The following is a 21540-nucleotide window of genomic DNA, read 5'->3' on the forward strand; positions in this document are numbered from 1 at the left end:
CAGACGCGGCCCGCAGTGTTTGCCCGCAGCCGTTGCTCTTGGCCGCGCGCGCGGCTATCGTAACCATGCGGAGCTTCTGATGACGCGCCGCCGCAGTTCGCCGGAGCCACCCATGGACGACAGCACGCACCCGCAGGATGGCGGCCCGCCATCATCGGACGCAGACAGCCCCGGAAACGGCGCGCCTGGTCCGTGCCGCAACGGGCGTTCCGCGCCGGAACGCCTGTGGCGGGCCGTGCGGTTGCACCGGCTGCGGCTGGTACGGCTGCCTTCCACGCCGCATCGCATCGCGCTGGGCGTGGGCCTTGGCATGCTCATCGGGTCCATTCCGCTGATTCCTTCGCAGATGCTGCTGGCGGGCGTGGTGGCCTGGCTGCTGCGGGCCAGCCCCACGGCGGCGGTCATCGCCACGCTGTATTCCAATCCGGTCACCTTCGGCCCGCTGTACGCCATTTTTTTCGCCATCGGCTCGTTCCTGCTGCCGAACATGCATGTGGCCTTGCCGGAAGACGTGGCCAACCTCACTTCGCTGCTGGCCATGGGCTGGGACGTGTATCTGGTGCTGTGCGCGGGTGGGGTGGTGTTCGGTGCGTTGGCCGGGGTGCTGGCCTACGTGGCGGCCTATCGCATGGTGGCTGCGTACCAGCAGCGCCGGGTGCGCTGGCGCTCCGGGGCCAGCAATGCTCCGCCCGTGCAGGCAGGCTGCGCGCCGTCCGAAGACGGGGACGACTGCGAACCGGATGATGCCGCCCATGGCGGCAAGGGGGCGAGTGATCGTAGCGGTGGGCGCGGCGGGCGTGGCGGGCACGGGTAGCACGGCGGCTGCACGCCAATGGCGATGGCATGGGGTGTGGTCAGGCCGCCGCCCGGTGGCGTGCGGTCAGGCGAAAGGCGGGCGCTGGTGATCGGCTGGCGGGCGGTTGGCGGACCGTTGGCGGACCACAGGCGGGCGTTGCCTGACGAATATCGGGCGGGCGGACTCAGGAAGCGGGGCGGTACGCGGTGCGTGCCGCCTCTTGCAGTTCCGGGGGCAGCAGATGCAGCCACGGCGGCGGGCAGGCTGCCTGAAAGTCCGGCAGTTCGATGCGGGCATGGTGCAGGAACAGTGTGGTTGCGGGCAGGGGGCGTGCGGCCTGCGGCGCGTCCTGCGGCAGGGGAGCGGCGGTGATGGTGCCTTCAGGGGCACCGTAGCGCGTATCGCCCACGATGGGGTGCCCCAGCGCGGCGAGGTGGGCGCGAATCTGGTGCCGCGCGCCCTTGCGGATGACGCAGCGTACCAGTGTGCACGGGGTGCCGGGAGCGACGGGCATGGCGGTGTCGTGCCGGGCAGTATCGTCCGCATTCGGCGAACCCTCCGCGGGTGCCGCGATATTCAGGACGCCCAGCGGAGTGACCACGGTATGGCGTAGCGAATCGGGCGTATCCTGCGGCAGGACGCGGGTGGTGGCCCGGTTGGCCGTGTCCAGGGCGCGGCGCACCGTCACTGCCTGGGCCAGTATGCCGTGCACCAGCGCAAGATAGGTCTTGGTCGCCTGTCCGGAATTTTCGGCAGCGTGGAAGAGGTCGGCGGCCTGCGGGGTGCGCGCGGCCAGCAGTATGCCCGAAGTGGGGCCGTCCAGCCGGTTGAGCAGGCGCGGGAAACCCGTGGCGCCTTCCATGCCGGGCAGATCGGGCAGGCGGAGCAGGGCGGGCAACAACGCTTCAACGCAGGGGGCGGCGCTGCCCGCTATGGCGGCGGAATGCAGCCCGCCGGGCTTGTACAGGGCCACCAGCCCGTGGGCCTCGGTCAGCACGCGCGGCGCAACGTCGGCATTTCCGGCGGCATCGCCGTCGGGCGTGCTGCCCGGCGAGAAGTTTGGCGCGATGTCCTGTTGGCTATCCGGCCCGCCATTCGGCCCGGCATTCGGAAGGGGGCCGGGCATCGTGCCGCGCAGTGCATGCAGCGGGCGCACCTCCACCCGTTGCCCGGCCCGAACCTGCGTGCCCGGCTTGGCGGGGCGTCCGTCCAGCAGCACGGCGTGGGTCAGCCACAGGCGACGGCGCGCGCGCACACCCGCGTCGGGCGGAAGCAGGCCGGGGCTACGGGGGGGAGAGTCCGGGGACTGGTGCGGCTGGGGCAGTGTCTGGGACAGCAGGAGGGGCAGCAGGCGGGCCAGGGCGGCATCAAGCCGTGTGCCGTCGTCTTCCGGCGCGATGCATGCCGCCCCGGTGTTTGCCTCAGCGTTCACCGGAGGGGGCCGCCAGCGCCCGTTCCGCCGTGGACAGGGCGCCCACGCGCAGCGGCACGGCCACCCGGAAGGTGGCCCCGCTGCCGGGTTCGCTTTCCACCCACACCCGGCCACCATGCGCGGTGACGATACGCTTGACGATGGTCAGCCCAAGGCCGGTGCTGGCCTCGCCCGCCGTGGGGCGGGCGCTGAGCTTTTCGAACGACCGGAACATGCGCTCGCGCTCTTCGGGCAGGATGCCGGGGCCTTCGTCCGCCACCTCGAACACCGCTTCCGTGCCGTCCACGCGCACCGCCACGCGTATGCGCGTTTGCGGCGGGGTGAACTTTACCGCGTTGCTCAGCAGGTTGTCGAACACCTGGGCCATGCGGCGCGGGTCGAACATGCACTGGGCGTGCTCGAACTGCTTGTCGATGCGGATGTTCTTGGCGCCCGCCGCCAGCGAGGCAAAGGACAGCCGCTCCGCAGCCAGCACCGCCAGGTCGCCGGGGTGCAGCACAAGGTCCAGTCGGCCACTTTCGATGACGGTGACGTCCAGCAGGTCGTTGACCAGTTGGAGCATCTCGTTGCTGGCCTGGTGCATGGTGCCCAGCACGCTGCGCTGGTCATCGGTCAGCGGTCCCAGCACCCCATCCAGCAGCAGGCGGCTGAAGCCCCGGATGCCGTTGATGGGGTTGCGCAGATCGTGCGCGGCCATGCCGAGGAAGCGGTTCTTGACGTCGTTCAGTTCCACCAGGGTGCGGGCGCGCTCCACCGTTTCCACGTTCTGGAGCACGCGGCAGTACAGTTCCTCGCGCAGGAAGGGTTTGGTGATGAAATCGTCGGCGCCGTTCTTGATGAATTCCACGGTAAGCGGGCGTTCCGCGTGGACCGAAACCCCCATGATGGCCAGCGTTTCGCGCGGGTAACGTTCGCGGATGCGGCGGGTCAGCTCCACCCCGTCCATGTCGGGCATCATGAAGTCGGTGATCACCAGCATCACGTCCGGGTTGCGTTCCAGCACACGCAGGGCCGTGGGGCCGCCCGATGCCTCGTACACCTGGAACATGTAGCGGCGCAGCTCTTCCTTCATGAAGGTGCGCATGGAGGGCGAATCGTCCACCACCAGGATCTTGGCCACGCGGTTGCGGTGCAGCCGGTCAACGGCGCGCACCACGTTGTCCACGGCGTGCTCGTCCTTGATGATGTAGTCGATGACGTCCTTGGAAAGGATGTAGCGGCGCGTGGTGTCATCAAGGCGCGAGGTGAACACCAGCGAAGGCACCTTGCGGGCGCGCGCCTGGTCCACCACCTCGCCGTCGGGGGCGTCGGGCAGGGTAAGGTCGAGGATGGCGAGGAACAGGTTGGGCCCCTGTTCGTCCATGATGCGGACGGCCTCGGCGCACGTGCCCGCCGTGAGCACGGAAAAACCGAGAAGTTCGGCGATGCGCGTGCGCAGTTCGTCTGCGCTGGCGCGGCTGTCCTCGACGATGAGGATGAGCGGATGCGTCATGGTGCTCCGTGCGGGCGTGCTGGCTTGTCGATCCCCCGGGGGAGGAACGGCAGTGGCAGGGTGCGTCATTTCGCACGGATTTGCAAGCACCCGCGAAGGGCCCGAACGGCTGGACCCGAACGGCAGGGCCAGACGTGCATCAGGCAGTACGGATGGCCGGGCAATTACAGAGTGCCGTGGCCTGAGCGCGCGCCAGCGCACGGGCGTACCCGCGCAAATGCCGGGAAGAGCCGGGGCAGGCATGAACCGATGCGGGCGGCCGGGCATGCGCGGCCGCCCGCATCATCAGGACTGCTCGCTGCCTGTGGCATCCGTCTGGCGCGGCGCGAGCTGATATCCCATTTCCTGGGCCATGTACTCCAGCGCGGCCACGTCGCGGGTTACCCGCATGATTTCCAGCAGGGTATCCGCGCCCAGCTTGGCGCTGTGATCGTGTGGGTTCAGTTCTCGCATCATGGTGGGGTAGGGTTTGCCGATCTGTTGGGCAACCCATTTGGACCGCCGCGCGGCGAGCACGGCGTTCTGGGTGATGCTGGTCACGCTTCTGCGCATGGCGCTACCTCCTGCCTGCGGTGGCTGGAAACCGGCGCGCCCACCTGTTCGTTGGCGGCGCGCGGAGGGCACTGGACCATGGTATCGCAGAAACCATGAAGCCGGGTGGGTGTAAAGCTGATGATACGGTATTTTGGGCGTTGAGCGTGGCAGTATTTTCATGGTAGTGTCCCCCTGAATCGATGTAGGGTGGCACTGCATCGGGTAGGGGTTTTGCGCTTGTTTGGTCGCTGGGTGCTGCATGGTGCGGATGTGGGCCGCGTTGTGCCGCGCACCGGAATCGCCTGGTGCCTTCCGGCGCAAGGGCACGGGCGTATCGCCCGGCAGGCGGCGGCAACGCGGCGCAGGCAGTCACGGCCTGGCACGGGTCGGCTGGGCGCAAGGGGGCGGAAGGGGCAGGCATGGGGGACACGGCGCGGGCGATGCCCCGCGAACATCGGGTCAGGCCCCGGCGCGGCGGCGAGTTGCGGCGGGGAATAAGGGTGAAGCATGGAGAGTGGGCGCAACGTGTTCATTGCCGCGCATCAGCCGTTGATGCGCGAAGGGTTGAAGGTGCTGCTGCGCGGGCTGGACGGGGTGCGCGTGTGCGGCGAGGCGTCGGACGGGCGCGCCGCGCTGGAAGGGTGCGAGCGGCTGGGGGCGGAACTGGCCGTCATCGAGTGCGGGCTGCCCCTGCTGGACGGGGTGTGCGTGATGCGGATGCTCAAGCGGCGCCATCCGGCCCGGAAGGTACTGGCCATCGGCGGCGATGACCCGGCCATGCTGCGCCCCGCGCTGGAGGCGGGGGCCGACGGCTATCTGCTGCCGGAAGCCAGCGCCGACGAGGTGCGGCTTGCGGTGCGCGCGGTGCTGGCGGGTGGGGGGTGGCTTTCGCCGTGGGCCGCGCGCGAGGTGCTGCGCGACAGGCGCAGCACCGCCGGGGCGCAACCGGCGGAGCAGAAGCGTGACACCCTGGCCCTGCTGACCCCGCGCGAGCGCGAGGTGCTGCACCTGGTGGCCGAAGGATACCGCAACCGTGAGATAGCCGGGCTGCTGGTGGTCAGCGACAGGACCGTGGAAAAACACCGCGCCAACCTGTTCCGCAAGCTTTCGCTGCATTCGCAGGCCGATGCCAGGGCCTGGGCAGAGGCGCGCGGTTTTGCGCTGCGGCCACGACCGCGTGGCGAACGATTGGGGTTGGGCTGAGCCGGGTGCCGAGCCGGGCGCGGCGCACGCGTTTTCGTGCCCGGCCCGTCAGGGCCGAGGTACGTGGCTATTCCTTGCGCACATGGCCCACGGTGCCGCCGGTCAGCCGCACCAGGTCGTCCGGCGTCAGGGGGAATACCGCGTGCGGGGTGCCCGCCGCCGCCCAGATGTCGGGCAGGGCCAGCAGGTCCGCGTCGATCAGGCAGCCCACCGGGGTGGCGTGGGCCACCGGGGGCACGCCGCCGATGGCGTAGCCGGTGGCCTGGCGCACGAAGTCGGCGTCGGCGCGGCCCAGCGGTTCACCCGCCAGCGCGGCGGCGCGTTTTTCGTCCACCCGGTTGGCCCCGCTGGCGATGATCAGCCAGCCGCGCCCGCTCTGCTTGCCCTTGAATATCAGCGACTTGGCTATCTGGGCCACGGTGCAGCCCACGGCGTCGGCAGCTTCCTGGGCGGTGCGGGTGGAGTCGGGCAGTTCGCGCACCACGAAGCGCGGCGCGCTGTATCCGTCGCTTGCCTCGCGCACGGCCTGGTCCAGCCAGTCCTGCACGCGGCGCGCGCTGGGGGAAAGGGATGTGTCGTCCATGGTGCCTCCTGGACCTGTCCAGCGAAAGATGTTTCTCGGTGGGGGGATAGCCCATGGAGACGGGCAGGGCAAGTCCGGTAACTCCGGGCTTGCCCTGTTCATTGCCGGTTGCGGCGGCAGGCCAGGTGGCGCGACGGCAGGCCGGGGCGCCAACGACTGGGGAACCAGACGATAGGGGAACCAGACGATAGGGGCGGCCCTGCGGACCGCCCCTGCATGTATCCTCAGTCCTTGCCGCCCCCGTGCATCATGCGGATGTCCATGATGTCCTTGGCCGGGTAAACCCCGCTGGGGCAGGCCCGGCTGCACGCCAGGTGGCGTCGGCAGTGGCGTTCGCCGTGCGGCCCCTTGCCGATGTGCAGCAGTTCCTCGCGCCGTTCGGGGTGGCGGGCCAGTTCGCGGTTCAGCGCGGCCAGCGGGGCTGGCCCCATGAACGCGGGTTCTGCGGGGGATTCATGCCTGGGGGGAGCGTCTGGGTCATCCATGGACAGGGGCGTGGACAGGGGCGCGGCGTGGGGCGCGGGCAGGTGTGCGGCGTGGTGCACGGCCTGGGACGTGGCAGGCGGCATGTCGTCGGTGCCGTTGGTGACCGGGCAGGCCGACATGCACGCCCCGCATTCGATACAGTTCTCCAGCCGGGTGTAGCGCGCCACCCCGTGCGGCACCCCGGTGGACGCCTTTTCCACCGGGCGCACGTAGCCCCAGTCCGGTTCGATGTGGGCGAACATGGGGCGCATGTCCACCATCAGGTCGCCCAGCACGGGCAGCGAGCGCAAGGGCTCCAGGGTCACCACGTCGGTGCCCAGGGCCAGCATGCGGGTGATGCAGGCCAGCCGTTCGCGCCCGTTGATGCGCATGGCGCAGGTGCCGCAACTGGAATGGTGGCACGAATGGCGGTAGACCAGCGTTGGGTCTGACTCCACGCGGAGGCGGTCCAGCACGTCGAGCACGGAATCCTCGGGCCGCACCGTCAGCCGGAAATCGTCGAAGCGGGCGTTGGCCCCGTCGGGGCCGCTGCGCTGCACCCGCACCGTGAGCGTGCGCGCCTGCTGCGGCTTGGGGGCGGGGGAGGGGGGAGAGGAGGGGGAAGCCGAAGACGCGGAGGTGGCGGCATCCGGCGATTCGGGCGCGGTCTTTTCGGCGTCGCTCATGGGTCAGCTCCTGTAGTAGGCCCGCGCGGGCAGCAGGGGCGTTTCGCGCGTGCGGCAGGGCGCGTCATGCCCGGTAAGGCGGCAGATGATGTCGGCGGTCTTTTCGGCCATGGCGCGCAGGGTCATGCCCTTGCCGCCGATGATGGACAGCAGCCCGGATACGTTGTCGCGCGTGCCGTGGTCGTAGCAGTCGAAGGTCCGGCTGATCTCCTGCGGGCGCGCGGCATCGGCGTTGCCGATGAGCGGGCGCGCGGCGGACCATGCCGAGCGGATGGGCGCACCGGCGCAGGCGGGCACCATTTCCGAGCACAGGCGCACCATGCGCGCCACGTGTTCGGGCGGAATGTCCAGGTGGTCGGGGTCTTCGGTGAGCCACATGGAGGTGCCCAGCACCGAAAGGCGGCGCTGCGGCACGATGATGTCGCCTTCGCTGGCCTTGCGCATGCGGTTGATGACCATGTTGGTCACCCGGCCCTCCACGGCCACCAGCACCCCCGGTCCCGGCTGGATGGGCACGTGCACCCCCGCCAGTGCCGCCACCTTGCCCGCCCAGGCCCCGGCGGCGTTGACCACCATGTCGGCGGGGGCGGACCATTCGCGGCCCCGCGCGCCGTGGGCGTCTTCCGTCAGGGTGCGCAGGCGCAGGCCGCGCACCGCGCCGCCCTGCACGTCGATGTCCACGACCTCTGTGAAATTGTGGACCGTGGCCCCGCCCGCGCGCGCCGTGGCCAGAAAGGGCAGGGCCAGCCGCCACGCGTCGAAGGTGGCGTCCGGCACCTGCATGGCCGCCAGCACCGTGTCGGTCAGGCCGGGTTCCATCCTGCGGGCCTGTTCGGGCGTGTAGTCGCGCGTGGGAATTCCCGATGCCGCGCAGGCGTCCTTCAGCCGCTGGCGGTAGGCCATGTCCTCGTCGTCCAGGGCCACGAACAGGCCGTCATTCTGTTCCATGGCCTGCGGCACCAGACGGCGCAGGATCATGTTTTCCTCGATGCATTCGCGCGCGGCCTCGGGGTCGTGCACCGCGTAGCGGGCGCCGCTGTGCAGCAGCCCGTGATGGCGGCCCGTGGCCCCGCTGAAGAATTCGCCCCGTTCGTAGATGGCCACGGAAAAGCCGCGCAGAATCAGGTCGTGTGCAAGGGCTGCGGCCGTGCCGCCCCCCCCGATGATGGCGATGTGTACCATGCGTGCTCCGCTGTGGGTATGCTGCCGCCCCCGATGGCGCCGAAATCTTCCGGTCGTGCCGAAATCGGGCGGATACCGAAGGGGGCGTCCGGCGAACCGGCATGCGTGCGGTGCAGGCATGCCCCCCGCCCGCGCTCCTGATGCCGGGCCTTGGACGCCGGACCATGCTTCCCCCTAGCACGAATGCGGGGCGATGGTACAGTGCGCGGGCATGCTTGGCGGAATAAATCGGGGCACAGGCGGAAGCCGGGGGATGCCGAGGCGTGCGGCGGGTCTGGCGGGGCCGGCCAGGCCTTGTCGCGGGGCACGCATGCCCCGGCACCATGGGCATGGGGGAGGAGTGCGCCATGACGTTGTCGGCAGGGGGCGCGGTTGCGGGGGGCGACGCGGACAGCCCCGACGCGGCGTGACGCGGACAGCCCCGACGCGGCGTGACGCGGGCAGGCCCCGATGCGGCGTGACGCGGCCCGCCCGGCGTGGTGCTCCGGCGCTTTACAAGCGGGGGCGGGCGGGGTAGCCAGAGTGCTTCCCACGCGACGGTCCGGTATCGGTGCGGTGGTGCCGGGGGGCGCCGCCGTCAGGGTGTCGGCACGCCGGGCGAACCGAAGGCCTGCCTGGCCTGTGTGCGTCCGCCTGCCGCCCATCGTCCGCATCCGCGCAACCGGTTGCCCGTCTATCGCAAGGAGCCGCCATGCATAGCAAAGAAACCGCCCTCGTGGTCCTGTCCGGCGGGCAGGATTCCGCAACGTGCCTGGGCTGGGCGCTGGAACGCTTTGGCCAGGTGTCCACCATCGGCTTTCATTACGGACAGCGCCACACCGTGGAAATGGACTGCCGCCTGCGCCTGATGGACGAGGTGCGCCGCCTGTCCGCGGGCTGGAACGAGCGCCTGACCGACGACACTACCGTGGAACTGGCCCTGTTCCGCGAACTGGGCCGCACCGCGCTGACCCACGACGTGGCCATAGAGATGGGCCGCAACGGGCTGCCCACCACCTTCGTGCCGGGGCGCAACCTGGTGTTCCTGACGGCGGCGGCGGCCCATGCCTACCGGCAGGGCATCCGGCACATCATCATCGGTGTGTGCGAGACCGACTATTCCGGCTACCCAGATTGCCGCGACGACACCATCAAGGCCATGCAGGTGGCCCTGAACCTGGGCATGGAGTCGCGCTTCGTGCTGCATACCCCGCTGATGTGGCTGACCAAGGGGGCCACGTGGGAACTGGCCCGGCAGGTGGGCGGCGACGCCTTTGTCGAGGTGGTGCTGGAACATACCCACACCTGCTACAAGGGCGTGCGCACCACCCGCCACCCGTGGGGCTACGGCTGCGGCGACTGTCCGGCCTGCGACCTGCGCCGCCAGGGCTGGGCCGACTACCTGCGCAGCTGTTCCGGCGGCGGGTGCTGATGGGCTACCGGGTCAAGGAAATCTTTCACTCGCTGCAAGGCGAGGGCGTGCACGCCGGGCGCGCCGCCGTGTTCTGCCGTTTTTCCGGTTGCAACCTGTGGACCGGGCGCGAGCAGGACCGGACGGATGCCGCGTGCCGGTTCTGCGATACCGACTTCACGGGCACCGACGGCTCCGGCGGGGGCGTGTTCGAGGATGCGCAGGCGCTGGCCGCTGCCATCCTTGCCGTTTTTCCGTATCCCCTGGCCCCTCCGGATTCCCTGGATACCCCGACCCCTCTGGACGGGAACGGCTGGCGGCCCTATGTGGTGTTCACCGGCGGCGAACCCGCCCTGCAACTGACCACGGACCTGCTGGATGCCCTGCACGCGCGTGGCTGCCAGTGCGGGGTAGAGACCAACGGCACCCTGCCCCTGCCCGCAGGGCTGGACTGGGTGACCGTCAGCCCCAAGGCGGGCACGCGCCTTGCCGTGACGCAGGGGGACGAACTGAAGCTGGTCTGGCCACAGCACGGCGTGGACCCCGCCGACTTCGCGGGACTGGCCTTTCGCCACTTCATCCTGCAACCGCGCGACGACGCGGGGCACGGGGCGGACGGCACTGCCGGGGGCGCGGATCACGTTGCCGCCTGCGTGCGCTATTGTCTGGAACATCCGCGCTGGCGGTTGGGATTGCAGGTGCACAAGTTTCTGGGCATCCGCTAGATGCCTTACCCCATGGCGTGAACGCCCCCGACACCCCGTGCGGTCTGGACATGATCCGGGACATGCCCGGACGTCCGCGCCGGGCTGCATCACCTTGACACCACGCCGTGCCCACACGGCTGACACACAGGCAGGACGGATGGACATTTTCGTGACGCTTACCTTCGACGCGGCGCACCGGCTGCCGTGCGTGCCGCAGGGGCACAAGTGCGGCAACCTGCATGGGCACACCTTTACCGTGGAAGTGCACGCGCGCGGCCCCGTGGGCGGCGATACCGGCTGGGTGATGGATTTCGGCGATCTGAAGCGGCTGGCGAAACCGGTCCTTGACCGGCTGGACCATGCCTATCTCAACGACATCCCCGGTCTGGAGAATCCCACCAGCGAATGCATCGCCCGCTGGCTGTGGCGCGAACTGAAGCCCGGCCTGCCGCAGCTGTGCCGCCTGGTGGTGCGCGAAAGCCCCACTTCCGGGGCGGTGTACGAAGGGGAAGGCGGGGCCGTGTAGCCCGCCGGGGCCAGAGGCTCCCGCCAACGCGGAAAGGATGGACGCACAAAGGGGCACCCCGTGGGGTGCCCCTTTGTGCGTGCGGCGTCGTACGAAACCCGGCAACCAGGCGGGCATCAGCCCTGCTTGTCTGCCACCTCGCGCGGGGTGGCCTTTTTGCCGGGAGCGGGGGTCTTGTCCGCCGTGGACTTGGTGGCGGAGGACTTTTTCCTGGCGGCCTTGGGGGCGGGTTCCTGGTCTTCCGTCTTGGCCACTGCCTTGCGTTCGGGCTGCTTCGCCTGGGCCTGCGCGCTGGCTTTGGTCCTGGTGGTCCTGGATGCGTCGGAAGCCTTGGCCGTGGCGGACGCAGTGGACTTGGACGCCTTCGGCGCGGCCTTTTGCCCCGTCTTGGCGGGGTCGGCCTTTTCCGCCGTGACGGCAGCCTTTTTCTTTTGGGATTTCTTCTGCACAGGTGCGGCCTTGGCACCTTCCGCAGTCTTGGCGGCAGCCACCGACGTCTTGCGCGACTTGGCGGATTTGGACGACTTGCGCAGTTCGGCGTAGGCCTCGCTGTTGGTCTTGTGCAGGGTCAATCCGTAGTCAGAGGGCTTCATGTCCGCCAGCAGCATGGAAACGGGCTTGCCGCCCCCGGCCACGGAGCGAAAGCCCGCTTCCACCAGCCGGTTCACTTCCTGGGCGCGGGCCTGGGTGGTTTCCGCGCCCAGCACCACGGCCAGCAGGCGGGTCTTGCCGCGCTTCACCGTGGAGATGATGTTGTAGCCGGAAGCGAATACCCAGCCCGTCTTGAGGCCGTCTGCCCCTTCGCAGTTGCCGAGCAGGGGGTTCTTGTTGGTGGTGATGACCTTGTTGTGCTTGATGTACCGGGTGGAATGGTAGCGCAGGGCTTCCGGATACTGGGCAAGGTAGGCGCGGGAAAGGGAAAGCATGTCACGGGCGGTGGTGTGCTGCCCGGCGGCGGGCAGGCCGTGCGGGTTGCGGAACACGCTGTTCTTCATGCCCAGCGCCCTGGCCTTGGCGTTCATCATCTGCACGAAGTTGTCCACGTTGCCGCCGATGTGTTCGGCAGTGGCAACGCTGGCGTCGTTACCCGAGGATACGGCCATGCCTTCCAGCAGATCGTCCAGGGTCAGGGTTTCCCCCTGCTTCAGGAACATGCGCGAACCGCCGGTGGAGAAGGCGCGGCGGCTGACCTTGACGGTATCCTTCAGCGATGCCTTGCCCGCGCGCACCTGGTCCAGGGCCACGTACATGGACAACACCTTGGTGAGCGATGCGGGGGGAATGGGCTCGTCGGCGTTCTGTTCGTAAATGATGCGCCCGGTGCTCATGTCCAGCAACAGGGCGGAGCGCACGTCGAGCGTTTCATGGCTGGTGGCGTGCGCCGCCACGGGAGCGGCGAGCAGCGCGGCAACCATCAGGGCCAGAAGCACAAGACCTGTCCGGCAGGTTTGGGCGGGCCGTGCGATGGACCGGGCGGCAGGGGCCGCCGGGGTGGGGGATGCATGATGCTGGCGTGAGGCCATGTGGCCGGGAACGGTGCTGTGCATGCGCATGCGCTGTCTCGCCTTTCCGAGCCGGCCGCTCCGGGCCGGGAAACCGGTGTTTCAGGCAGCGCGCCATGCGCGCGCCCTCGCGATGCGTCGCCGGAATGCCGTGGCCTGGCCCGGCAGAACCTCCGGCATCCCCGCCTGTTCCGTTTCGGCAGGCCCGCCGCGTCGGGTTCGTCTGCCCGGTGCGGGGTGCCGATCCGGCAGTGGTTGGGGGTGTGCCGCATCACGCGGTTCGGACGCTGCCCGCTTCCAAGGGGCGGTACGTCCCGCTGCTTGTCATGTGCGTCGCCCGTGGCGCGCGTGGCTGGGCGCCGCATTCCGTCCGGAATGGTCGTGCGCCGATGTCCGCAATTAGCATTACTGTAGAGGGATGGCCATGACAAGCATTCTCTGATGGATGCGCAGAAAATTGCACGCGTCTGCCCCGTCGGGGAAGGGGGGGACAGGCCGATGAAGCGACCGGGAGTGCTTGGTGCGGGAGGCGGAACAGCGTGCGCCCCCTTCGTTGCAGGTCGTTGCACGCCGGGACGCCACCGTTGCGTGCGCTTTTTTCGGGCGCGTGGGTAGCCGGAATTCCGGCATGTTGAATATTTTCTAGAGTTTGCCGAGTGTCGGGAGCTAGCCGTCAACCCGCGCAGTTGCTTGCCTTTCGATTGGCGAGGTGGTTCCGGGGGCAGGCACCTGCACGCCCGTTATTGCAAGCCGTGCCACAGTCGTTGTGCACCGCATTGCATTCACACCTTGACGTGGTGCAGTGGCGCCCCCCGCAAACAGGCAACGTGTGTCAGGCGATTCTGTTGCGGTTTGTCGGAACCCCGGTTCCGGATGAGGAGCGCGCATGCGCGTGGCAAGAGGCGCGGCTGCCCGTTGCATGGCGTGTGGCAGGGGGAGTGGGGCGGGTGCGTGAGGCAGTTGGCGGCGGGGGGGGCGCAGGCCAATGGTGGCCTGCCGGTGGTCGGGTGCCGGTCTTTTTCTTTCTGGGAGTTGCGAACAGCATGAAATATATCGATATATCGGGATGGTGCGCAAAGCGATCGTGATTGCTTTTGATTGCGCAAGCAAGTGGTCGCTTGCGGGCGAGATCGCGCTAGTTGATCAACTAATCGCGCAATCATGCAAGATTGAGCAGTCAGTCCGCGCAAGGTTGCGCGAAGCGTCGAGATGTGGAGGTGAGCTTGTGATAAAAATATTTATCTTTAATTTGAGTGGGTTGTGATAATATCTCAAGGCTTCTTCTCGTGTCGTTGTCACGCAATGGCACGGGCTGTGCTTTGTGGCTGGGCAAGGACGTCGAGTCAGACCGCCGAGCCGGTCCGGATGGATGTCTTAACGGAAAGCGTGAACGCGGAGCGCAAACCTCCAACGGAGAGGACCGTCATGAACATCACCTTCGAAATCATCGGACAGAGCTGCGACCTTGCCCTGCACCCCGTTTCGCCGCAGACGGCCGAGGCCATCCGCACCAAGGGGCGCGAAATATACGCCGAAAAGTACATGAACTGGTGGCGCAAGGGGAACACCCGCACCTTCGGCATGCGTCTTGGTCCCGACAGCCTGGTGCGCCTTTTCGTGGATGGCCGCCAGACTGAACTGGACGAAAGCCTGCTGTACCGTGACGTGACCACCATTCGCCGCCGCATGTATCTGAACAGCAAGGCCAAGTACCTTGCCGTGCTCGGCTATGACGACGAGTGGTGCGCCTTCAAGTGGATATGGCACGACGTGAAGCATTTCGACCCCGCCGGGTTCAGCTTCCAGGTGCTGAACTGGGACCGCGTGATGAAGACGCAAGGGTACAACGTGGTGGACAATGTGTTCTACGACGGCCACCTGGCGGATGACGATTCGTGGTGCAACCCCAGCGGGTTCACCCTTATCGACCCGATGATCATCGACCTTGCGGACGTGCGCCGCGAGGTGGAGGCCGAAAAGGCCGACGACAACAAGAAGGCGGCGTAACATCGCCGCATACAGGCACTCCCGGTTGGGGTTCCCGCCCGACCGTTCGTCAGACCCGCACCCGTAGTAGCCCTACCCCTCCCTGCCCGAGAGCGGAGGTCCCCACACCCTCCGCTCTCCCCCTCCCTCAGGGCCCGCCGCCCGTAAGCGGCGGGCCCCGTCTTTTCTTTTTTCCGGCCTGCCGCCAATGGGCAGGCGTTGCGTTGGCTGCCAGTCGCCATACGGAATACAGTGATCGCTCACCATTTTTTTTAGCAAAGGAAAAAAATCACAATACATGTCGAAAAACACCGAAAAGCCGTGGGTTTCTGCGCAGGCGGGTTGTGCAATCAGTTTGGAATGGTGGTGGGCTGTTGCGTGGCGGGCTCTGGCGTGTTTACAAAAATAGTATGTAATTTCAGTAACAAGTACGCTGCGCGCGAATGAAGTGCCTGCTCGGCCGGAGAGAGTGAGCACGGGATATTGCAATAGGTTGAGTTGACAAACAGCGAGTCAGGAGGCAGTGTGGGCTCGTCGTCGCTGTGTGAACAACCAGTACAAGCGATCCCGGTCCCCGTCCCTTCATCGGAACCTGCCCGTTCATCACGATGGAGGTGACACCTTCAGGCTTGCGGCCCCGTGCCGTGCCGGAAGGAGGCCGGACCGCTCCGCCTGACGCGGGGTGGCCCGGAGGGGGCAGGGGTGGCGGAAGGTGTTCGACACGGCTGGCGGCACGATGCGCGAGAGCGGCGCGGGGCACAGGCGGCGCGCAGTCCTATGGGACGGCGGACGGGCCCACCCCACATGCGATCTCACGGAGGGATCGCACGGCATCCGGGTTGCCGCACCGGATGCAGCCGGAAACCGAGAGGGCGCATCGGCAACGAAATGGAGTCCGATCATGAACGTTACCCTTACCATCTCCGGCAGAAGCTGCGATCTGGCTCTGCACCCCGTTTCGCCGCGTACGGCGCTGGCCATTCGTGCCAAGGGGCGCAAGATCTACGCCGAGAAGTACATGGACTTCTGGCGGCGCGGCAACACCCGCAATTTCGGCATGCGCATCGAGGCCGACACCCAGGTGCAGCTCAGCATCGACGGGGCAGAACAGACCTTCGACATGGGCGCGCTGCTTGGCAACGTGTCTACCAGCATGAGCAACCTGTACCTTGACAGCAAGGCCAAGTACCTGGCGGTAATGGGCTTTGCCGAAGAAGTGTGCAGCTACACCTGGAGCTGGAACAACGTGGAAAGCTTCGATGCCGCCCGCTTCATGACCTGCATCACCGACTTCGGTCCGGTGCTGGGCAGCACCATGCGCGCCATCGACGAAGTGCGCTACGACACCCTGTGTGCCGACAACTTCACGTGGGGCAATCCCGGCGGCTTCACCCTCATCGACCCGGTGGTGCTGGATCTCGACCAGCTTCGCCGCGTGGCCCGCGCCGCCTAGCGCGTGCACCGCAGCGCCGTTCGGGGCGCAGAACGACCATACGAGGGGGGGCTGCAAGCTCCCCCTTTTTTTCGTGTGGGCAAGCCGACGCAACATCGTTGCGCCCCTGCCGTCAGGAGGGGCGCCTGCGGTTTTGCGGCATTCACTGCCGCGTTCACGAAGGAGCGGCAATGGCGTGTCGGATGCCGCAGTGTGCAGGCGTCGGGCTTGCAAGACGTTCCCCACGCGTGCCAGTATCGGCTCCGACAGAATGCGTCCCGGTCGCGCGCAGGCCGCCCGGCGCGACACACATCAGGCCCGCCGGGCCAAACATGCCGCATTGCACGGAAGGTACGATGGAACTGCCTCTGCTCAAGGAATTCGTGGTCATCTTCGGCCTTTCGGTGGCCGTCATCTATCTTTGTCATTACGTGAAGGTGCCAGCCATCGTCGGTTTCCTGCTGACGGGCGTGGTGGCCGGGCCGCACGGCCTGGGGCTGGTCAAGGCCGCGCACGAGGTCGAGATCATGGCCGAGGTGGGCGTGGTGCTGCTGCTGTTCACCATCGGGCTGGAACTTTCGCTCGGCGAACTGATGCGGCTGCGCAAGCCAGTGTTTCTGGGGGGGCTGGCGCAGGTGGCGCTGACCATCCTGGCCTTTGCGGGCGGGGCGGAACTGCTGGGCCTGCCGCACGGCACGGCGGCGTTCATCGGCTTTCTGGCCGCGCTGTCGTCCACAGCCATCGTGCTCAAGCTGTTGCAGGAGCGCGCCCAGATGGACAGTCCGCACGGGCGCATCTCGTTGTCCATCCTGATCTTTCAGGACCTGGTCATTGTGCCCATGATGCTGCTGGTGCCGTTTCTGGCGGGCAAGGGCGGCGAGGCCGGGCCTTCCCTGCTGTTCACCATGGCCAAGGGGGCAGGCATCATCCTGCTGGTGTTCCTGCTGTCGCGCAAGCTGGTGCCTGCCATGCTGCACCGCATCGTGCGTACCCGCAACCGCGAGGTGTTCCTGGTCTCCACGCTGGCCTTCTGCCTGGCCATCGCCCTGCTTACCTCGTCCATGGGCCTTTCGCTGTCGCTGGGCGCGTTTTTGGCCGGGCTGATCATGGCCGAATCGGAGTACAGCCACAGCGCGCTGGAAGGCATCATGCCCTTCCGCGACGTGTTCACCAGCCTGTTCTTCATTTCCGTCGGCATGTTACTGGACCTTGGCTTCGTCATCGACCACCTGCCGCTGGTCATCGGCGTGACAGCGTCCGTGCTGGCGGTCAAGTGCCTGCTGGGCGGCGGCGCCACCCTGATGCTGGGCTATCCCCTGCGCCCGGCACTGATGGTGGGCCTGGCCCTGTGCCAGGTGGGGGAATTTTCGTTCGTGCTGGCCAAGGCGGGGGTTTCGTACGGGCTGTTCGACCGCAACGAGTACCAGTTGTTCCTGGCCGCCAGCATCATGACCATGGCGCTGACGCCGTTCCTCATCGCCGGTGCCCCGCGCATGGCCGACGCCGCCGTGCGCCTGCTGCCCGCCGGGGCGCGGCTGGCCCGGCGCGGGGAGGAGGCGGCGGCGGAAGAGGCGGGCGGCGCGCACTGCGGCATGGACCTGACCAACCACCTGATCATCGTGGGTTTCGGCATCGGCGGGCGGCACCTGGCCCGGGCTGCCAAGGCGGCGGGCATCGACTACACCATCCTGGAGATGAACCCCGACACGGTGCGCACCTTTGCCGCCAAGGGCGAGCCCATTGCCTACGGCGACGCCTCGCACATCGCGGTGCTGGAGCACGCGGGCGCGTGCGCGGCACGGGTGCTGGCCATCGTCATTTCCGATCCGGTCGCCGTGCGCAGCATCACCGACACGGCGCGCAAGCTGAATCCTTCGCTGCACATCGTGGTGCGCACCCGGTTCATCAGCGAGATAGCGGCCCTGCGCGACCTGGGCGCCAATGTCGTGATCCCGGAGGAGTTCGAGACCTCCGTGGAAATCTTTACCCGGGTCATGAGCCGCTACCTTGTGCCGCGCGCCGAGATAGAACGCTTTGTGGAGGAAGTGCGCACCGAAAGCTACGACATGCTGCGTCAGGTGGACATCCGCACCGAATCGCTGGCCGCCCTTTCGACCTACTTCACCGATTTCGACCTGAGCGCCATGACCGTGGAGGCGGGCTGCATGCTGGACGGCATGACCCTGCAACAGGCCGACCTGCGCCGCCTGCACGGCCTGACCCTGGTGGCGGTGAAGCGGGGCGAGGACGTGCTGCCCAATCCGGACGGCACCCTGCGCCTGATGGCGGGCGACGTGGCCTACGTGTTCGGCCCGCACGCGGACATCGCGGCCAAGGCAGGGCTGTTCGCGGCGCGGCGGCGGGCCTGGGAGACGGGCGAAGAGGAGACGGGACCTTCCCTGGAAGCCACGCTGGCCGATGGTTCCGCTCCGGCGGAAGACGCGGGCGGGACGCCGGGCGGTTCTGCCGCTCCGGAAGGGGCGACGCCCGGCGAAACAGCCTGATCCCGGTTTTGCAGAAAAGACCGCCCCCGCGAAGAAGCTCTTCGCGGGGGCATTTGTTTGCAGAATGTTGTTGAAAGGCCAAGGCGCAGGAGGGTCCGCCAAAGTGTCATTTTGCCCGTTGGCGGCTAGCCCGCGCGCAGGGCAGAGATAAGCCGCTGCAACTCCTCGGCCTGCGCGGCCAGGCCGGAAATGGCCGACTCGGCCCGCTCCATGCCCTCGGCGGTGCGCGCGGCCACCTGGTTCACCTCGCCCACGGCGCTGCCCACCTGCTCGCTGGCGGCGGACTGCTGCTCGGCGGCGGTGGCGATGGACCCCACCCTGTCGGCGGTGCCGGTGACGATGGTGACGATGCGGTCAAGGGTGTCGCCCGATTCGCGGGCCAGCCCCACCGATTCGCGCACCGCCTCGCCCGCCTGCCGGGCGCCGTCGATGGACCGCGCCGCCCCGTCCTGAATGGCCCGGATGGCGTTGCCCACCTCGTGGGTGGCCTGCATGGTCTTTTCGGCCAGCTTGCGCACCTCGTCCGCCACCACGGCGAACCCCCGCCCGGCGTCACCGGCGCGCGCCGCCTCGATGGCCGCGTTCAGCGCCAGCAGGTTGGTCTGGTCGGCGATGTCGCTGATGACCCCCAGCACGTTGCCCACCGCGTCGGTGCGCTGGCCAAGGTCGCCCATGAACGATTCCAGTTCCTCGGTGCGGGTCCGGATGGCGCTGATGGCGTCCACCAGCCGCGTCACCGACCCGGCCCCCTCGGCGGCGCGGGTGCGCGCCTCTGCCGCGCTGTCGGCGGCTTCCGCCGCGTTGCGGGCGACTTCCGTGGAGGCGGCATTCATCTCGTCCATGGCGGTGGCGGTTTCGGTGGCGCGGGCCGACTGCATGCGCGCCCCGTTTGCCGCTTCCTCCACCTGGGTGGCCAGCACCCCGGCGGATGCCGCCACCTCGCGGGCTATGCCCACGGCCTGCGCGGCCACGGCGGCGATCTTCTCGTTCTTGGCGCGGATGTCCGCCTCCTGCCGCCGGATGGTGGTCAGGTCGAAGTACAGGGTGAAGGCCCCTGTCTGGTCGTTGTCCAGGTCGAACACCGGGTTGGCGTTCACTTGCAGGATGTGTTCGCCGCCGTTGCCGGCCACGGTCATTTCGCCTTCCACGCGGGCGCGGGTTTCCAGCGCCTCGTCCGAGCGGGTGCGGCGGCTGGCATCGCCGAAGAAGAATTCGCCCACCCGCTGGCCGTGGTAGTCGGCGGGTTTGCCGGGCTTGCCCGCAAGGTCCAGCAGGATCTGCCCCACGAAGGTGATGCGGCCCGCGTTGTCCAGGGTCATGCAGGGAAAGGTGCCCGAAATGGCGTCCAGAATGCCCTGCGCGAAGCCCAGGCGGTCCTTCAGCCGGGCCACCATGTTGCGGATGGAGCCGCGCAGGGCGTCCAGTTCTGCCGGAAAGCTGCCGTCGATGGTCGCGTTGAAGTCGCCCTTGGCCACGGCCTCGGCATAGGCCCCAAGGCGGTCGATGGGGGTCATGATGCGCGCCACGATGCGGAAGGCCACGGCGCAGGCGGCGGCCAGAAACAGCCCCAGCGCGATGACGGCGACCCCGGCCATGCGGGCGCCGGTGGCAGAGGTCATGCGCTCCACCTCGGCGCTGGCGGCCAGGGCCTCGGCGGATTCCATCTGGGCCACCAGCGCCCAGCGGGTGCCCAGCACCTGTACCGGCTGCCACGCGGCCAGCACGGCATGGCCGCGCGGGTCGGTGGTCAGGGCCTGGCCGGTGTTGCCTTCCAGCGCGGCGCGTACCGCATCGGTGCTGACCTTGTCGCGCAGCACGTCCAGTTCATCGGGCGAAGTGCGCAGCGAGGTGCGCAGCAGGCCGTCCGGGCCCACCAGATAGGTTTCGCCGGTCTTGCCAAGGCCGAAGGCCTCGAACCGCCCGCCGGACAGCATCAGGCTGTTCAGCTTGGCCACGGGCAGGCTGAAGGCCAGCACGGCCACGTACTTGCCGCCCTTGCCGCCATCGAACACCGGCGTGGCCACGAAGGCACGCGGGGCGTTGCCTGCGGGCTCGTACGGGGCAAAGTCGCTGTGGGCCACCTCGCCCGCGCGCCCCGCCTTGCCGGATGCATCCGCCGCGCGGAACACGGTGGCAAGGCCGGTCTTGGCGAAGGGGCCGTCGGTGACGCGCTGGGCAAAGTCCGGATTCTTGCGCACCGAATAGAGCACCCGTCCGGTATCAGGGGCCAGCAGCAGCACGTCGGCATAGCCGAACCGCTCGGCAAAGTCGCGGAAGGCGGGGTGGAATTTCAGGTGGTTGTCCACGTAGCCGCAGACAAGGTCCGCCGGTTCGTCCAGCTTCTGGCGCTCGCCCGGGGCTGCCGGATTGCGCCGGATGTAGTGTTCCCACAGCAGTTGGGCGTTGGGGTCGGCGGGTACGTAGGCCGCCGCCGGGCGGGGGGCGTAGCCGGGCGCGGCGGCGGCATGGCGGGCAAAGGCATTCCAGCCCAGAAAGGCGGGACCGGACACGGCCTCGGCCAGGGCCGGACGCAAGGCGGCCAGGGCGTCCGGCGGGGTTTCCGATTCGTGGCGCACCAGGTCCACGTCGTAGGCAAAGGCCAGGCTGGCGTCGATGGCCGTGCGGTCACCGGCGTACACGGCAAGCTGGTCGGCCACCAGTTCCATCAGGTCGGCCACCTGGGCCGACTTGACGCCGCGCAGGGTGGCCAGTTGGCCTTGTGCCCGTTCCTGCAGGGCGGCGGCGCTGGTGCGCCCCACCTCGTGCATGCCGCCCGCGCCCACCCACCACAGGGTGGCCGCGATGCCGACACCGCTTGCCGCCAATACCGAAAGAAACCCCAGAAGCAACTGCCGTTTGAGGGTCATGACCGCACCTTGATCCCTTGACGCCTTACCTGACGCCGCACAGTGAAACAGGTTCCGGACGCGGGCATGGTGACCCTTGTCCGGCAACCGCGCGCGGTTCCCCATTGATCCGGCGCGGCGGGGGCGCGGGATCGCCGGGTTGCGGTCCCTTGCGCCACGCGCGCCCGACGGTGCCGGGCGCACGGAGCGGGCGGCGCGGTGTGTTCGTCCTGAAGTCCGGGGTGCCGCCCACGGGAGCACCGTTCACATTTTT

General features: G+C 68.2%; 16 protein-coding genes. 8 read left to right on the forward strand and 8 right to left on the reverse strand.

Features of this window, described 5'->3' with window-relative positions:
• Positions 1-112: 112 nt before the first annotated feature.
• Positions 113-814: a DUF2062 domain-containing protein gene (locus ABWO17_RS02625; RefSeq protein WP_353115762.1), complete on the forward strand. Its 702-nt coding sequence runs from the start codon at positions 113-115 to the stop codon at positions 812-814.
• 166 nt (positions 815-980) lie between these two features.
• On the opposite strand, the gene ABWO17_RS02630 is transcribed toward ABWO17_RS02625, so the two are convergent.
• From ABWO17_RS02630 to ABWO17_RS02640, 3 genes are all read right to left on the reverse strand, one after another.
• Positions 981-2228 (reverse strand): pseudouridine synthase family protein, encoded by a 1248-nt coding sequence (locus tag ABWO17_RS02630; RefSeq protein ID WP_353115764.1) that lies wholly within the window; start codon positions 2226-2228, stop codon positions 981-983.
• Complete coding sequence (locus ABWO17_RS02635) at positions 2218-3720, reverse strand: response regulator (protein ID WP_353115766.1); 1503 nt, start codon at positions 3718-3720, stop codon at positions 2218-2220. The genes ABWO17_RS02630 and ABWO17_RS02635 overlap by 11 nt, the downstream gene beginning before the upstream one ends.
• 285 nt (positions 3721-4005) lie before the next feature.
• Positions 4006-4272, reverse strand: coding sequence for a phage regulatory CII family protein (locus ABWO17_RS02640; RefSeq protein WP_353115768.1), 267 nt, complete (start codon positions 4270-4272; stop codon positions 4006-4008).
• A gap of 489 nt (positions 4273-4761) precedes the next feature.
• Between ABWO17_RS02640 and ABWO17_RS02645 the strand changes: the two genes are divergently transcribed.
• Entirely contained in the window at positions 4762-5457 is a 696-nt protein-coding gene (locus tag ABWO17_RS02645; protein ID WP_353115770.1) for a LuxR C-terminal-related transcriptional regulator, read from the forward strand.
• Between the two features lie 67 nt (positions 5458-5524).
• On the opposite strand, the gene ABWO17_RS02650 is transcribed toward ABWO17_RS02645, so the two are convergent.
• The 3 genes from ABWO17_RS02650 to ABWO17_RS02660 form a co-directional block, all read right to left on the reverse strand.
• Complete coding sequence (locus ABWO17_RS02650) at positions 5525-6040, reverse strand: YbaK/EbsC family protein (RefSeq protein WP_353115772.1); 516 nt, start codon at positions 6038-6040, stop codon at positions 5525-5527.
• Positions 6041-6264: 224 nt separating this feature from the next.
• Positions 6265-7191, reverse strand: a complete 927-nt coding sequence (locus ABWO17_RS02655; RefSeq protein ID WP_353115774.1) for a succinate dehydrogenase/fumarate reductase iron-sulfur subunit — start codon at positions 7189-7191, stop codon at positions 6265-6267.
• A gap of 3 nt (positions 7192-7194) precedes the next feature.
• Positions 7195-8373, reverse strand: a complete 1179-nt coding sequence (locus tag ABWO17_RS02660) for an FAD-dependent oxidoreductase (RefSeq protein ID WP_353115776.1) — start codon at positions 8371-8373, stop codon at positions 7195-7197.
• A 691-nt stretch (positions 8374-9064) separates the two neighbouring features.
• On the opposite strand from ABWO17_RS02660, the gene queC reads away from it, so the two are divergent.
• The 3 genes from queC (at position 9065) to queD (ending at position 10996) form a co-directional block, all read left to right on the forward strand.
• The gene (gene queC, locus ABWO17_RS02665; RefSeq protein ID WP_353115778.1) at positions 9065-9784 is read left to right on the forward strand and encodes a 7-cyano-7-deazaguanine synthase QueC; all 720 of its coding nucleotides are present in this window, start codon (positions 9065-9067) and stop codon (positions 9782-9784) included.
• Positions 9784-10488 (forward strand): 7-carboxy-7-deazaguanine synthase, encoded by a 705-nt coding sequence (gene queE / locus ABWO17_RS02670; protein ID WP_353115780.1) that lies wholly within the window; start codon positions 9784-9786, stop codon positions 10486-10488. The genes queC and queE overlap by 1 nt, the downstream gene beginning before the upstream one ends.
• Before the next feature lie 139 nt (positions 10489-10627).
• Positions 10628-10996, forward strand: a complete 369-nt coding sequence (gene queD / locus ABWO17_RS02675; protein ID WP_353115782.1) for a 6-carboxytetrahydropterin synthase QueD — start codon at positions 10628-10630, stop codon at positions 10994-10996.
• Between the two features lie 116 nt (positions 10997-11112).
• Here queD and ABWO17_RS02680 read toward each other — a convergent pair whose 3' ends face one another.
• Positions 11113-12549 carry a D-alanyl-D-alanine carboxypeptidase family protein gene (locus ABWO17_RS02680; RefSeq protein WP_353115784.1) on the reverse strand — a complete coding sequence of 479 codons (1437 nt, stop codon included), beginning with the start codon at positions 12547-12549 and terminating at the stop codon, positions 11113-11115.
• 1374 nt (positions 12550-13923) lie between these two features.
• Here ABWO17_RS02680 and ABWO17_RS02685 point away from each other — a divergent pair.
• The 3 genes from ABWO17_RS02685 to ABWO17_RS02695 all read left to right on the forward strand — a co-directional run bounded on the left by ABWO17_RS02685 (position 13924) and on the right by ABWO17_RS02695 (position 18420).
• Positions 13924-14505 (forward strand): hypothetical protein, encoded by a 582-nt coding sequence (locus ABWO17_RS02685; protein ID WP_353115786.1) that lies wholly within the window; start codon positions 13924-13926, stop codon positions 14503-14505.
• Between the two features lie 880 nt (positions 14506-15385).
• Positions 15386-15937 carry a hypothetical protein gene (locus tag ABWO17_RS02690; RefSeq protein ID WP_353115788.1) on the forward strand — a complete coding sequence of 184 codons (552 nt, stop codon included), beginning with the start codon at positions 15386-15388 and terminating at the stop codon, positions 15935-15937.
• A gap of 335 nt (positions 15938-16272) precedes the next feature.
• Positions 16273-18420: a monovalent cation:proton antiporter family protein gene (locus ABWO17_RS02695; RefSeq protein ID WP_353115790.1), complete on the forward strand. Its 2148-nt coding sequence runs from the start codon at positions 16273-16275 to the stop codon at positions 18418-18420.
• A gap of 125 nt (positions 18421-18545) precedes the next feature.
• Here the strand turns inward: ABWO17_RS02695 and ABWO17_RS02700 are convergent, their stop codons facing one another.
• The gene (locus ABWO17_RS02700; RefSeq protein ID WP_353115792.1) at positions 18546-21287 is read right to left on the reverse strand and encodes a methyl-accepting chemotaxis protein; all 2742 of its coding nucleotides are present in this window, start codon (positions 21285-21287) and stop codon (positions 18546-18548) included.
• Positions 21288-21540 lie beyond the last annotated feature (253 nt).

This window comes from Nitratidesulfovibrio sp. (genome assembly GCF_040373385.1).
GTDB lineage: Bacteria > Desulfobacterota > Desulfovibrionia > Desulfovibrionales > Desulfovibrionaceae > Cupidesulfovibrio.